The organism is Halorubrum sp. B52 (assembly GCF_059752555.1).
The window spans coordinates 26,461-39,409 of the sequence record NZ_MWTG01000006.1 but is presented as its reverse complement, the minus strand read 5'-3'; the positions used below and the strand labels follow the sequence as shown (position 1 = coordinate 39,409).

Here is a 12,949-nt window from a genome sequence, read left to right as displayed (position 1 = left end):
GCTTATCTGGATTATTCCGATAGAGTCCGACATCCTGTATCTGAATCTCTGGACGGAGTTCAGTCGTGGTCTCAACTACTGTCTCCTCGCCTTTCAACGCGAGTACGCGGTACTCACCGGGCGCATACGCGGTGCCAATCTCGAATGAGACCTGCTGAGCACCTGCGGCTACGTCACGCTTCCCGAATAGCTCGCCGTTCGGTTGGATAAGATTGACTTGGTCGATGTCGGCCTCTCCGGAGAGTTCGACGACGAGTGTGGTTCCCTCGACAGCGACACGTGTGAGTGGGCCGTTGCCATCTGGAGAGGTCGTTCCGTCACCAGGCGTCCCAGAACCGCCATTGTCGTTCAGACAGCCAGCGACGCTTACGAGGGCAGCACCTGCGACTGTTCGGAGGGCGGTTCGCCGACTGATGTGTGGGTGGTTTCTAGTCATGACTATGGGTTCCGTTGGAAGATGTCTTCTGGACCGAGCATTCGGAGGATCCGCTTGCCTGCGTAGAACATCACAATAAACGGGATGAGCTGCCAGCCGACCTCGAAAATGAACGCGAACCAACCGTCGATGGTGCCGAGCGGATGCCACCGAGCAGTTGCCGTCGCACTCACATACGCGGGGTCGTGCCCGAGCCACGAACCCGGATGGTACCGAGCCGTGTAGATGCCCGGCTCGTCGATCGTCACAATCGCCACCCCGGAGGCGTTGGTCTCGACACGTTGCTCCGCGATGGTGATGTAGCCGTTGCGAGTGCTCCCGCCAATTGGATATCGTCGGTCGGGATCGCTGAGCACGATTGGTGCGCCGGTCTCGTTGTCTCGGAGTTCGATGCGGAGTGTGGCCTGACTTTCGTTCTGCTGGAGAACCTCAACAGTCAGATTACTGCGCCGGAGTTGCCGCTCAGAGCCAGCGTCAGGTGCCACAATTGAGGCGTTCACACCCCGCACGATCCCCGCTACCTGGAGCGCGTCGCGGTCGACGCTCTCGGCGCGAACCGCAACACCGTACGTCGTCGTGTACGACTGGTTGACGATGTCGATGTTGATGTTCTCACCGAGAGTGCCGTCCGGAGACGGTCGGTCAGTGCCCCAGGTGTCGATGATCTCTGGGCCATCGCGAACTGGTTCGGCACGCGGGCCAATTCGCGACGGATACGCGTGAACATAGACCGGAATCGCGTCAGACTCGACGGTGGCGCTGTCGGTCCGGTTCGACCTGACGAGTGTATCCCAGTTGGTGTTCCGTGCGGTGTAGAACCGCCAGACGCCACGCACTCGTGCGCTTCCATTTTCCGTGAGCGTGTACCCCTGCCACGGTCTGGACTGGAAGATAGCCAGACCGGCGTCACCATTGGGGTACTCGGCGTAGTAGGGGTACGCCGAGAGGTCGTAGATCTCGACGGCGATCGAATCCGAGACGTTGAGCGATTCGGTTCGGTACGTGACCTCGACATCGGTCTCGTCGCCTCGGTCGATTCGCGTGGTCTTCTTCAACCGGACGCTGATCTCGGCTTCAAGCGTGAGGTTTGCACTCCAGTCATCCTCGATCTGGTAGTCGAGGGCCGGCGTGTGCGAGCCGTCGCGCTCGACGATGGTTTCGCCGTCCTTCTGCAATCGAACCTCCTCGACCTCGTTGCTCGTGAGCGACCACTCGATCGTCGTGTTCCCCGAAGAGCTTCCGTTCGGGACGCGAACGCGATAGTCGACGAACCCCCGCATCGTGCCGTTCGGCGCGATATAGAGCGGTGTGTCACCCGACTCCAAGTGACCTCGCGTCGACGGCTGTACTGCGAACACCGTGGCGTGGGCGTCCTCGATAAACACGCCATCTTCGAGCGACGCGTGGCGCGGATGCACGGACGTATCCGACCCACCGGCTTCGAGATCAGCGAAATCGTTTCGCGTCCACGTTGCAGCTGTCGCCGGCGGGCGCGTGAACGTGATGTCCGTCCCGTTTGCGAGCTGGTGCATCGCGGTCCGACTCTCGCCGTAGCGCTGCTGGTACTCTTCCTGGGTGATGTAGTTGTCCGCGTCGCGAGACCACAGCGTCGCTGATTCATTCTCAGTGAGCCCATTTCCCTCCGTGCCTGGCCGTGGCGGGCTTGCAGTGACGAGACCTGTGACTAAACTCGTCACGAACAGGGCGGCCATTAGCACGGAGAGCTCTCGTTGTGTCATGGGGGCTCGCGACGGGGATGGTAGTCGCCTACCAGGGGGCGAGGTCGACGCACTGCGCCAACGGGAGGTTCATCATCGACCCAGCGACGGTGTAGAGTGGGCCGAGGGCGACGAGGACGACCGCGGACTTCATCGCCGACCGTTTGTGCCGCTTGAGGCCCTTCTTCTGCTCGGGCGTGATCGTGAACATCTCGATAAGGGAGTCAGCCTGCCACACGACTGCGAGGCCGACAATGCCCAGCGCCGTGGTAAGCTGGAAGAAGCCCTCGATCATGCTGGGAAGGTTGTCCGCACTACAGACGGCATTCGTCTGTGCGGCGGCGGGTTCCACAGCGAACAGGCTCAGGGCGACGACGATGAACATAGCTTGCCTGGGAAGCCTACTCGATGCCGTGGACTGGCTTTCAGCGCGATTCGAAGCCGTCTCGGAGGGCGTATTGTCCTGTGACATAGCGGGTTACTCCTCTGCGTCGTCGACGAGTGCTTTGAGATCGGCGTAGCGATTGGTCTCTTCGACGATTTCTTCTTTCGTGTAGCCCTGTTCGCGGGCCCGTTCGAAGAGATCTCGAAGCTCGTCAGGGTCGACGTCGCGAAGCTCCATCTCGTCTCGGAGGGCGCGGCGATAGAGGGCGGAACCGTTGATATGGCTGTTCCACGTCAGATACAGATCATCGATGTCTTCGATGGTGACTGCCCGTGTGATCATATGTGCGGGGTGGGTATGCACCGGTTGAGCCCCGGTCCATGGTGGTGCGATAGCTAGAAGATCGGTATATGCTTTCTGGCCACCAACTGGCGCAAAAATCTAAAGTAAATTATAATCCGAGAGCTCGTTCACCTTGCAAGGGTTCCGTTAACCAACAATGGAGTTAGATGCCGTTGGCTGTTGGTTAATATTGGTATGGGATTCTACTCGAGTTCCACGACGTCTCCACGCCCGTTGTCGAGGATTTCTCGCACCTCGGCCAAGAGTTCCCGACCTTCCTCGTGGAGCCTTGTACCTTCATCGAGGCCACACTCGTCCGCATCGAGCTGCTCAATGATTTCTTCGACACGGGTCAGCCGGTCATGGATCTCTTGATCGTTTGCCACGCTTAGATCACCCCCAGCCAAAGCCCAGTGATGACCAACAACAGCAACAGCAGCACAGCGATTGCGGTCTTGTAGTAGACCGGCGGGAGGCCCTCGGGTGCGGCCGCCTCGTCGACAGCTTCGACGAGTTCCTGTTCGTGTTCGTGCTCCTGCTGGAAAGTTTCGTACGCAGCCTCGAGTTGCTGCTCCAGCGGTTCGACCTCACTCGCAAGGAACTCCTCGCGAGAACTCACGATATACTCGCCGGCGGCGGTCGGCGTGATCGTCGCGACGTCCGCCACCTGGTCCGCGATGAGCCGGTCATCGGTGTGTCCAATCGCGGTGACTACGGGGGTATTGGCGGTGAAGATCGCCTCCGCGACCCGCTCGGTGTTGAAGGCTTGGAGGTTGGAATCACTCCCACCGCCGCGGCCGACGATGATCGCGTCGACGTCCTCCGAGCGGTCCAGATGGTGGATGCCGTTCGCGATGGACGTCGGCGCCTCCGATCCCTGGACGGTTGCGTCCTTCACTAGGATGTCGACGGTTGGATCCTGCTCGTGGATCGCGTTCTGGATGTCGTACCGGGCGTCTCCTCGGAGAGAAGTGACAACACCGACTCGCTCCGGGAACGCCGACGGGCGCTGTTTCTGTTCGTCGTCGAACCAGCCACGCTCTTCGAGTTCGCTTCGTAGTCGCTCCACGGCAGCCGCCTGGTCGCCGTCGCCGACGACGATCACTTCCCACGGTTTGAGGTCGATTTTCCCACCTTCGACCCAGTACTCGATATCGCCCTCGAGGATGACCTCGGTTCCGTCTTCGAGTTCGGCGTCCATATCCCGGTAGCGGTTCGCCCAGATCATACAGGGGAGCTCGGCTTCGCCATCCGTGAGCGTAAAATAGAGCGCAGTACTGTTTTGGTGGAGATCGGTAACTTCTCCGATACAGCGGACACTGTGGAGGGCAGACGTTTCTTCGATAGCCGATGCAATCCGCTCGTTCAGCTCCTGCACTGAAAGAACATCCCCGGAGCGAACTTCATCTCCCTCGCGTTCAGCATCAGCCATCGATCCGACTTAAAAAGTGAGTAGGAGAGACAAAAATGTACTCCCAGTGGCGGCGCCTCCGACGACCTGGTTTGAGTCCCCAAATCAGTCCAGTAGCCCGAGATCGTTGAGCTGGTCTTCGATCTTCGTGAGGGCTTGTTCGGCGTCATCAAGTTGCTTGCCGCCAGTGATGACGAGCTTCCCACTGCCAAAGAGGAGCGCGACGACGTCCGGATTGTCGAGCCGGTAGACGAGTCCGGGGAACTGTTCGGGTTCGTATTCGATGTGTTCGAGCCCCAAGCCGATAGCGATGGCATTCAAATTGAGTGTGTGGTCGAGGTCGCCACTTGAGACGATATTCTGGATTTCAATCGCCGGAGAAGCAGCGACATCGACGCCCAACTCGCGGAGTTCGTCGAAGACGTGCTCAAGGGCGGTCGTAACGTCGTCAACGCTTTTCGCACCTGTACAGACGACTTTCCCCGAGCGGAAGATGAGTGCTGCGGCTTTTGGATCGTGCATCCGATACACGAGACCAGGGAAGTTATCGGGATCGTAGTCGGTCGCCCCTAGGTCTTCGGAGAGCGTTTCAAGATCGAGTTCCTGGCCGATATCGGACGATGCAACCACGTTCTCAACTTGAATTGACTCGGTTGTGACACTCATAGCTGTACCTTCCAGTCACGAACATCTTAAAACAGGGAGTGAATTCGAGCAGAGGGATAGTTCGTTCCGAGCGACCTAGAGATCGCGGGGCTGGACAGTTTTCCGATCGTTTGCCTCGGCACGCCGGGCTGCATCTTGGAGCACTTCAGTTACCTCATCGTCCAGCGCCTCGTAGAAATCCGCCGAGACGTTGTGGTCATTGAGCGCTTCTTTCACGGCCGATTTGACGATCAGGTCTGCCATACGCAGCGACATTTCTCCCGTCCTCTGTATAAACATACAGGTATCTGATTCAGTATCTGTGGGGTTTTACTGCGCTTTGAGGGGCAACAGACGTATGCGATAGTGCTTCGTATCAGTGAGCGGGACGATGTACGACCTGACCGGCTTCCAGCGCGACCTCCTGTACGTGATCGCTGGCCTCCAGGAACCCCACGGCCTCGCCATCAAGGAGGAACTCGAGGATTACTACGAGAAAGAGATCCATCACGGACGACTTTACCCGAATCTCGATACGCTCGTCGAGAAGGGCCTCGTCGAGAAAGGCGAGAAAGACCAGCGGACGAACGTCTATACGCTCACGCGGCGCGGCCGCCGTGAAATCGAAGCCCGCCGTGAGTGGGAGCATCAGTACATCGAGATTGGAGAGTCTGCGCCTGCGTAGGTTCTCTCGTACAGATCAGCTACTCCATTGTCCATGAATTATCTGAAAATCCGCGATGGGTGTGATTTCCATCTCGGAGGATGTCGGTAGTAGCTCTCCTCTTCGGTAGCGACGTATGTTAGCGATTCGTCGTGAGGCGGCCACGGCGGCGTTCGAATTCTTCGTCGTCGATCTCACCGCGGGCGTACTGCTCACGGAGAGTCACGAGGGCTCTATCCTCGGCGGGCCCGTCAGTCTGAGATCGGGTAGCCAACCAATAGACGAGATAGATGGGTAGACCAATGATGAGGGCCATCCAGAGGAGGCCGAACAGCATCATGCCCCATCCCCATAGCCCCCAGCCGGTCATGTGGCCGTCGTCCCACATTCCGTAGTGCCAGTCCCACATCACCGCGTCCGGGACGGCTGCGTGCGTTAGGGCCATACCCCCGATAACCGCGACCGTCAGCGCACCGACGACGATCAGTCCGAGGGAACGAGTACCGCGTGGTTGAATTGAGTTTGTCATGTATATTTCTCCTGAAATGGTTCGGCGTGGTTAGCCGAGGATGTACTCGAGGACGGGGTAGCGCTCGACGAGCGCCTCGTCGCTGACCTCGTACTGTTCGATGTACTTGTCGAGCCCGAGGATGCGGCCCGCACCGAACGCCGCAACCGCGAGGAACACGAGCATGTACGCGAAGTCGCCATTGATGACGCCGTGAGCGATGTCCCAGTTCCCGAAGTAGAACATGACCATCATGAGCGCGCCGAAGAACGCCGCAAGGCGGACGAACGCGCCGACGAGCAGTCCGAGACCGATGAACAGCTCGCCCCACGGGACAGCCACGTTAGCGAACTCGACGAACCACGGAGTCGAGCCCATCCACGCGAAGACACCGGCGAGTGGGTTTCCGTTGGTCGCCGCGACGTTCGCCAGATAGCCACCCGCCGAGAACGGTTCGGCGGCTACGATCTTCGTGAATCCCGAGTACGCGAACGCGTAGCCCATCATGAGACGCAGCGCGAGCACGAACCACGCGCTGAGGCTGTGGACTTTCCCGCCGACGGTCAGGCCGCCGACTTTGCTCTCCAGTTGGTTAACACCAGAGTTGATTGTAGACATTGTTAGGTCACCTTCAACTACGAGTACGCGAACAGAGACAATATAATAGAGAGCCGACGTTCTGAGTCAGAAAACTGGGCAGCTATTTTACCCCACTAGACGAGTATGTAGATGTGACTGAGGAGCTGAGCCCACCAGCCGTTTTCGCCACACTCGACGATGAGTACGCCCGGGATATTCTCGTGGCGACGAAAACAAAGCGACTCTCCGCAAAAGAACTCAGCGAGGAATGCGACATGTCACGTCCAACCGCCTCTCGTCGCCTCAACACGCTCGTCGAGCAAGGGCTCCTCGAAGAGTACACGCACGTCGATCCCGCTGGTCGGCACTATCGGGAGTATGAGGCACGTCTCGAACGTATCGAAGTCCTCCTCCAAGACGAGGGGTTTGACATCCAGATCGATGTCCGGCCGGATCCCGCGGACCGGATCACCTCCATCTTTGAAAACATGCGGGGAGACTGATTCATGGAACACACATTATTCGTCATCGCCAAGTTGTTCATGACCGCGTTGGCTCTGGTTATCGCGTACCAAGCCTATCGCGGCTACCAACGCCACGGAACACAGCTGATGCTCTACGTCGCCCTTGGGTTCGCACTAATTGGCCTCGGTGGACTCCTTGAAGGAGTTCTATTCGAACTGCTCCAGGTATCGATCTTTCAGGCGGGTCTCGTGGCTGCACTAGTCGCGGCGGCGGGAATGCTTTCCATCCTGTATGCGCTCTATGCGCCGAATCCCTGAATATCCCACTCGACAAAGTGTTTCGGTATGTCCTCATCTGACTTCCCTCTGGGATACGTCAAGTTCGACGATGTTCGAGAGTCGGTCCCAGAATCGACACCCATTCAGGTGTCAGAATCAGTCACACTGGAGACACTGCATCTTCCTGGTCCAGACCCAGCAATCGTATTTGTCCACGGTGGTCTCGGGTCACTTTGGAATCCGTACCCACAGCTTGACGCTTTTAAAGGGAGGCACAAACTAGTCACGTACGCGCTCGCCGGCAACGGAGAATCGACCACACGCCAAGAGCAGACCCTTTCGGGACATGTTTCCGATCTCGCGAATCTCCTCGATGAACTCGACATCGAGTGCCCTATCGTCCACGGCCACAGTTATGGTACCGCCCTCGCAATCGAGTACGCGAAGCGCAACCCGACGGCCGGGCTCGTTTTGCATGCTGGGGGTGACCACGACCTAACACCCACGTGGGAGAAACCGCTCTTACGACTGTTTCTCGCACTACAACTCTACAAGATTCCCGCGAACGACGCGCTCATACGGCAGTTAGCCTACAGCGTAGGCTTCCACGAAGGGACGTCACGTGCCGTTGTCGAAGATTTCCTGCAATCGAACCCACTTCCCCACCGTCGCTCAGCGTGGACGACTGTCACCGAGGCCTTCTGGGGGTACGACGGTCGCCTCGATATTGAGCGAGTCGATGCCCCAACGCTCGTCATCCACGGACCAGCCGACGGTATTGTTCCCATCGAGCGGGCACGCGGAACCGCGAGGCGGATTCCTGAGAGCGTTTTCTGCAGGCTACAGCGTACCGGTCACGTCGCTATGATTGAGCGCCCGAATGCGTATAACAGTCTGCTTGAAGCACTCATCAAGACGGTTCGAGAGGACCGGGATTTGGAAATGACGGTTCGAGAATCGGTCGACGAAAACGGTAGCGAAGTATCCGAAGTTCGCTAAGGAATCACGATCGTTCTGCTGCTTTATTCGCCCGTTCGAGATCGAACTGAAGGTCGGTATCGTCCTCGAGACCGACGCTCAGCAATTCCGGGTCGGCGACCGTCAGGTTGAACTCACCGACGGCGCGGCCGTAGTGCAAGCGCGGTACCATTACGCCACTCGCATCACAGAGGTGGGTCGTGGCTCGTCGACGAATCGCTTCGGGTGCTCTTCGAAGAAATCACGACAGTCGGACGAACAGAAGTAGAACGTCGTCCCCTCGAAATCGGCGGTGATTTCGCTTGAGTCGCTGGCTTCCATACCGCAGACCGACTCAACTGGCATACTGGCAGTACGCCTCGCCCTTCCATAAACGTCAGTCGGCCATTTGCTACTGTGCGTAGGCTCCCTACTCGGTGTATACTGCGGGCTGTTTCTCGAAGCGCTGTCGACATTCTTCGCTACAGAGATAGTACGTCACCTGGTCGTGCCGGACTGAAGCTACCGCTTCGTCAACTCTGAGTTGCATACCGCAGACGGGATCCCTCGGCATTCTGTTCACAGATCCGTCTCCAAGCCGATTGGGTATTTCGAAGTAGGTCGACGGGCACGTATTAAGGGCCGTCGGAAGAACTCTATGACAACGCCCATGGTTCGATTTCTTCTCCGTCTAATTCGTATTCTTGGGACGTTCACCCCGTTCATCCTACGCTTTCTCCGTGATCGGCATCGGTTTCTGATCGTCGGTGGGTCACGCACTGTGCCACGGGACCAGCACGAGCAGCGTGCCCGCCGTCTACGGGAGGCGATGCTCAACCTTGGGCCGACGTTCGTAAAGATCGGCCAAGTTCTCTCGACGCGCCCAGATCTCGTTCCGCAAGTGTACGCGGAGGAGTTCGCAGTGCTCCAAGATGCGATTCCGGCGGGTCCGTATCGCGAGATGATTCCGGCTCTCGCCGAAGACGTCGGGTATCACTCGTACGACGACTTCGATCCCGAACCCATCGCCGGCGGATCGCTAGCACAGGTCTATCGGGCGACCTATCAGGGAAAACAGGTGGTCGTGAAAGTAAGACGCCCCGGAATCAAGGACCTCATCGAGACCGATCTGCGCATTATTCGTCGCCTCGTTCCCCTTGCATTGTTTCTCGCACCTGATCGGTTCAGTTTCTCACTCCGGAACATGGCGGACGACTTTGAGCGCATCATTCTGGAGGAACTGGACTTCGAGCGAGAGGCCCAGATGATGGAGGAGATTCGGGAAAATTTCGCTGCCGACGAGAATGAGACCGTTACGATCCCACGCGTGTTTCGTGACGTCTGCTCCGAACGTGTCCTCACCATGGAGTACGCCGAGGGAACGAAGGTTACTGACCTCGAGGAACTCGAAGCGAAGGGCTACGATCCGGAGAACGTCGCCCGACGAGTGGCGAATGCCTACTTCACGATGGGACTCGATCACGGTGTGTACCACGGCGATCCCCATCCTGGAAATCTCGCTGTCGACGATGATGGCCGCATCGTCTTCTACGACTTCGGGATGAGCGGTCGGTTCACGCCGGCGATGCAAGCGAGCGTGATCAACCTCTATCTGGCCGCTGTCAACCGGGATGTCGAATCCCTCATCGACGAACTTGTCGCCCTTGGTGCACTCGATCCCGACGCCGACAGGGCCGCCGTCGGCCACGTTCTCGAGTTAGTTATCGATGACCTCGAAGGGAGTGGTGATGTGAACTGGCAGCAGATAATCGACGTGGTCGTCGGAATGCTCCGAGAGTTTCCGTTTCGTATCCCGCCAGACGTGATGTTAGTCATTCGGGTGGGATCGATCGGTGAAGGTGTTCTTAGACAGCTCGATCCCGAGTTCAATATCCTCGCAGCTGCGCAGGCGTTCCTCCGTGAACACGGCTTCCTCCAGCGAGCAGCCCGGATGAAACTCGCCGAAGCTCAGTCTGACATCGAAACCTCCCTCTGGGCCCTCCTCCGGCTACCCACGAAATTGGATCGTGAACTGGACGCACGAGAACAGGAACGCACAGTGATACCTCAGGAGATCGCACAGAGCCAACGACGGCAGACTCGTTCGATCGGGTACGCCATCCTCGCAGGAGGAACATTTGTAGCGAGTGGTCTCGCATTATCCGTAAGTCAGATCTCTGCTACTGTTGGGGTCGTCGTCGCACTCGGCTTCACCATTTTATTCATTCATTCATCAAGGCAACAGCGTCGATAACTGATATCTCGAATACGGAGTACCTCCACGACGCCTCAAACTATTTTGTGGCGTCTATGCGAAGTACCTGATATGCTCAAAGATAAAGTTGCGATCATCACTGGTGGTGCAACCGGGATCGGCAAAGCAATTGCTTCGAAGTACATTGATTACGGAGCCGAAGTCGTTATCGCAGGTCGCACGGAAGAAACCGGCCGAGAGACTGCCGAAGAACTCGGCTGTGAATTCCACCAATGTGACGTCACGGAGTATGAGCAGGTAGAGACCCTCGTCAACAGTACGGTTGACGAATACGGACAGCTTGACGCAATCGTAAACAACGCTGGAATTGGCCAAGTAGGGTCCATCGAAGAAATGTCGCTCGAAGAGTGGGATACGGTCATTCAAATTAATCTCACGGGGGTTATGTACGGCTCGCGGGCGGCGATCCCGTATCTCAAAGACAGTGAGGGGTGCATCATTAATGTCGCGTCGATTTATGGCCTCGTTGGTGGTCCTGGATCACCTGCCTATTCGGCAGCAAAAGGTGGTGTCGTGAATTTCACACGAGAGCTCGCCATCGACTACGCCACAGAAGGGATACGTGTCAATAGTATCTGCCCTGGATTCGTTGAAACGCCGATGACAGACGACTACCTCGACCAGGAACAGTTCTACGAGTTCGTCCGAGACGAGACACCCATGCAGCGAGTGGCCGAACCCGAGGAGATCGGCGGCATTGCGATGTTTCTCGCCTCTGATGAGGCGACGTACATCACAGGCACAAACATTCCTGTCGACGGAGGCTGGACTGCCCACTAGTAACTACGGTCGCACATTCACCACACTTGGTTCCAACATTACGCGGGAGACCAGTCGGATAGTAGCAGCGCAAAACGTGCTACTATCTACCGAAGGCAAGCACCGTAACTCCCTGAGATGCTTCTATGAAGTGAGGAACTGCCGCCATATTATTTAGTCTCTCTAACCAATCCCCCAGTGTGGAACAGAATCGATCCGATCTCACACTACGTGTTGGGAGTATCGCCGACGAGTCAGTTGGTCGCGTTATTCCGGATACGTCGGTAGCAGAGGTCGCCCAAACGATGGTCGCCCAAACCAAATGTGCCCGCTACGTCGTTGTGGAAGAAAACGACCAGCTCGTGGGCATCATTACAGATCGAGATTTGATTGGCGCGCTCCTCACGCCAGATAGTGAGTTCAACGTTCTCGCAACGGATCAGAGCGAATCCAACATAACCGCCGGAGATGTGATGACCTCCGACCCCCTCACCGTAACGCCTGAGGCGGAGGTACCGAGGGTACTGCGACAAATGAACGAGGCGGCTGCCCGCCATGTTCCCGTTGTCGAAGATGGCTCAGTTGTGGGGATCGTCACCCTTGACGATCTCATCACTCACCTCGCGGGAGAAGCTGCCCATGTCTCCGCACAGATGGACAATCTCTCCGGGATCATCCGGTCAGAGTCCCAGAGAAAGTAACCCCGCATCTGAGACTCTCGATACGTGTCTTTTTCGTGACTGACATCAAAAGAGAGACATGGCCGAACCACGGATTCTAATCCTCGGTGGACCAGGCGCAGGAAAGGGGACGCAGAGTAGAAAGGCTTCTGAGGAGTTTAATATAAAGCATATCACTACCGGGGAGGTCCTTCGGGCAAATAAGGACAGGGATATTTCAGAATTTGAATCAGAGTATGATGTCCCGCGCACATATATGGATCAAGGTGAGCTTGTTCCGGACGAGGTTGTCACTCTGCTCGTTAAAGAGGCTCTATCGCAAGTCAATGGCTTTGTTCTGGATGGGTATCCCCGCAACGTAGAACAGGCTGAGGAACTCAATAATATGACCGACGTTGACGTTATTCTATATCTTGACGTAGACGAGGAGGAACTTGTTCAACGACTCACGGGTCGCCGTATAGACCCAAAAACAGGGGACACTTATCATATAGAATACAGTCCGCCTGAAGATCCTGAAGTTGAAAGACGACTTGAGCAGCGGGATGACGATACCGAGGAGACAGTCCGTGAACGTCTACGTGTATTTCGTGAGACCACTGAACCAGTTATTGAATACTACGAAGAACGAGGCCAACTGGAACGTGTCGACGGAAAACAGTCTCCTGATGAAGTCTGGGTTGACGTAAGGAAAGCGGTTGAAAACGCGCAATAGGTCGCGAAAAAGTTGGGGTGAGCGTTACTATACCGGGCATCACCTAGCAGATCTGTACAGTTTACACACTGGTACCCGGCGAGTCTGTAGTTGAGAGGGCACGATCTTGCTGAGGTGATCTCGACGATGTTC

19 protein-coding genes and 1 pseudogene are annotated in these 12,949 nt (G+C 57.0%); 8 read left to right on the top strand and 12 right to left on the bottom strand.

Features of this window, described 5'->3' with window-relative positions; translation table 11 throughout:
* From B4V04_RS01520 to B4V04_RS01485, 8 genes and pseudogenes are all read right to left on the bottom strand, one after another.
* Nucleotides 1–436 (bottom strand): annotated as a pseudogene (locus B4V04_RS01520) (hypothetical protein); the annotation flags it as partial.
* 2 nt (nucleotides 437–438) lie between these two features.
* Nucleotides 439–2,175, bottom strand: coding sequence for a DUF8186 domain-containing protein (locus tag B4V04_RS01515; protein ID WP_119712816.1), 1,737 nt, complete (start codon nucleotides 2,173–2,175; stop codon nucleotides 439–441).
* A gap of 28 nt (nucleotides 2,176–2,203) precedes the next feature.
* Nucleotides 2,204–2,626 (bottom strand): DUF7985 family protein, encoded by a 423-nt coding sequence (locus B4V04_RS01510; protein WP_119712815.1) that lies wholly within the window; start codon nucleotides 2,624–2,626, stop codon nucleotides 2,204–2,206.
* A gap of 6 nt (nucleotides 2,627–2,632) precedes the next feature.
* Nucleotides 2,633–2,881 carry a hypothetical protein gene (locus B4V04_RS01505; protein ID WP_095637961.1) on the bottom strand — a complete coding sequence of 83 codons (249 nt, stop codon included), beginning with the start codon at nucleotides 2,879–2,881 and terminating at the stop codon, nucleotides 2,633–2,635.
* Nucleotides 2,882–3,084: 203 nt separating this feature from the next.
* A complete protein-coding gene (gene xseB / locus B4V04_RS01500; RefSeq protein WP_277524657.1) occupies nucleotides 3,085–3,267 on the bottom strand; it encodes an exodeoxyribonuclease VII small subunit in 183 nt (60 codons plus the stop codon).
* 2 nt (nucleotides 3,268–3,269) lie between these two features.
* Nucleotides 3,270–4,313, bottom strand: a complete 1,044-nt coding sequence (gene xseA, locus B4V04_RS01495) for an exodeoxyribonuclease VII large subunit (protein ID WP_277524659.1) — start codon at nucleotides 4,311–4,313, stop codon at nucleotides 3,270–3,272.
* 84 nt (nucleotides 4,314–4,397) lie between these two features.
* On the bottom strand, nucleotides 4,398–4,958 hold the full coding sequence (locus B4V04_RS01490) for a TATA-box-binding protein (RefSeq protein WP_277524661.1): 561 nt from the start codon (nucleotides 4,956–4,958) through the stop codon (nucleotides 4,398–4,400).
* Between the two features lie 75 nt (nucleotides 4,959–5,033).
* Nucleotides 5,034–5,201 carry a DUF1931 domain-containing protein gene (locus tag B4V04_RS01485; protein ID WP_277524665.1) on the bottom strand — a complete coding sequence of 56 codons (168 nt, stop codon included), beginning with the start codon at nucleotides 5,199–5,201 and terminating at the stop codon, nucleotides 5,034–5,036.
* A 127-nt stretch (nucleotides 5,202–5,328) separates the two neighbouring features.
* Here B4V04_RS01485 and B4V04_RS01480 point away from each other — a divergent pair, with 127 nt between their 5' ends.
* Nucleotides 5,329–5,622: a PadR family transcriptional regulator gene (locus B4V04_RS01480; protein ID WP_277524667.1), complete on the top strand. Its 294-nt coding sequence runs from the start codon at nucleotides 5,329–5,331 to the stop codon at nucleotides 5,620–5,622.
* A 118-nt stretch (nucleotides 5,623–5,740) separates the two neighbouring features.
* On the opposite strand, the gene B4V04_RS01475 is transcribed toward B4V04_RS01480, so the two are convergent.
* Together B4V04_RS01475 and B4V04_RS01470 are read right to left on the bottom strand one after the other, a co-directional pair.
* On the bottom strand, nucleotides 5,741–6,130 hold the full coding sequence (locus tag B4V04_RS01475; RefSeq protein ID WP_277524671.1) for an SHOCT domain-containing protein: 390 nt from the start codon (nucleotides 6,128–6,130) through the stop codon (nucleotides 5,741–5,743).
* Nucleotides 6,131–6,160: 30 nt separating this feature from the next.
* The gene (locus B4V04_RS01470) at nucleotides 6,161–6,727 is read right to left on the bottom strand and encodes a DoxX family protein (protein ID WP_498228571.1); all 567 of its coding nucleotides are present in this window, start codon (nucleotides 6,725–6,727) and stop codon (nucleotides 6,161–6,163) included.
* Nucleotides 6,728–6,840: 113 nt separating this feature from the next.
* Here B4V04_RS01470 and B4V04_RS01465 point away from each other — a divergent pair, with 113 nt between their 5' ends.
* The 3 genes from B4V04_RS01465 to B4V04_RS01455 are packed head-to-tail and all read left to right on the top strand — an operon-like array spanning nucleotide 6,841 to nucleotide 8,430.
* Entirely contained in the window at nucleotides 6,841–7,191 is a 351-nt protein-coding gene (locus B4V04_RS01465) for an ArsR/SmtB family transcription factor (protein ID WP_498228569.1), read from the top strand.
* A 3-nt stretch (nucleotides 7,192–7,194) separates the two neighbouring features.
* Complete coding sequence (locus tag B4V04_RS01460) at nucleotides 7,195–7,470, top strand: DUF7521 family protein (protein ID WP_211087819.1); 276 nt, start codon at nucleotides 7,195–7,197, stop codon at nucleotides 7,468–7,470.
* 27 nt (nucleotides 7,471–7,497) lie between these two features.
* Entirely contained in the window at nucleotides 7,498–8,430 is a 933-nt protein-coding gene (locus B4V04_RS01455) for an alpha/beta fold hydrolase (RefSeq protein WP_092893795.1), read from the top strand.
* Between the two features lie 4 nt (nucleotides 8,431–8,434).
* Here the strand turns inward: B4V04_RS01455 and B4V04_RS01450 are convergent, their stop codons facing one another.
* Together B4V04_RS01450 and B4V04_RS01445 are read right to left on the bottom strand one after the other, a co-directional pair.
* Nucleotides 8,435–8,581 carry a hypothetical protein gene (locus tag B4V04_RS01450; RefSeq protein ID WP_498228567.1) on the bottom strand — a complete coding sequence of 49 codons (147 nt, stop codon included), beginning with the start codon at nucleotides 8,579–8,581 and terminating at the stop codon, nucleotides 8,435–8,437.
* The gene (locus B4V04_RS01445) at nucleotides 8,581–8,754 is read right to left on the bottom strand and encodes a YHS domain-containing protein (RefSeq protein ID WP_498228565.1); all 174 of its coding nucleotides are present in this window, start codon (nucleotides 8,752–8,754) and stop codon (nucleotides 8,581–8,583) included. Before B4V04_RS01445 ends, B4V04_RS01450 begins: the two co-directional genes overlap by 1 nt.
* Nucleotides 8,755–9,169: 415 nt before the next feature.
* On the opposite strand from B4V04_RS01445, the gene B4V04_RS01440 reads away from it, so the two are divergent.
* The 4 genes from B4V04_RS01440 to B4V04_RS01425 all read left to right on the top strand — a co-directional run bounded on the left by B4V04_RS01440 (nucleotide 9,170) and on the right by B4V04_RS01425 (nucleotide 12,817).
* Nucleotides 9,170–10,642 (top strand): ABC1 kinase family protein, encoded by a 1,473-nt coding sequence (locus tag B4V04_RS01440; RefSeq protein ID WP_312621738.1) that lies wholly within the window; start codon nucleotides 9,170–9,172, stop codon nucleotides 10,640–10,642.
* A 72-nt stretch (nucleotides 10,643–10,714) separates the two neighbouring features.
* A complete protein-coding gene (gene budC, locus B4V04_RS01435; RefSeq protein ID WP_119713009.1) occupies nucleotides 10,715–11,443 on the top strand; it encodes a meso-2,3-butanediol dehydrogenase in 729 nt (242 codons plus the stop codon).
* 179 nt (nucleotides 11,444–11,622) lie between these two features.
* Nucleotides 11,623–12,123 (top strand): CBS domain-containing protein, encoded by a 501-nt coding sequence (locus B4V04_RS01430; RefSeq protein ID WP_058365806.1) that lies wholly within the window; start codon nucleotides 11,623–11,625, stop codon nucleotides 12,121–12,123.
* A gap of 58 nt (nucleotides 12,124–12,181) precedes the next feature.
* Entirely contained in the window at nucleotides 12,182–12,817 is a 636-nt protein-coding gene (locus B4V04_RS01425) for an adenylate kinase (protein ID WP_312621734.1), read from the top strand.
* Nucleotides 12,818–12,949: the final 132 nt, after the last annotated feature.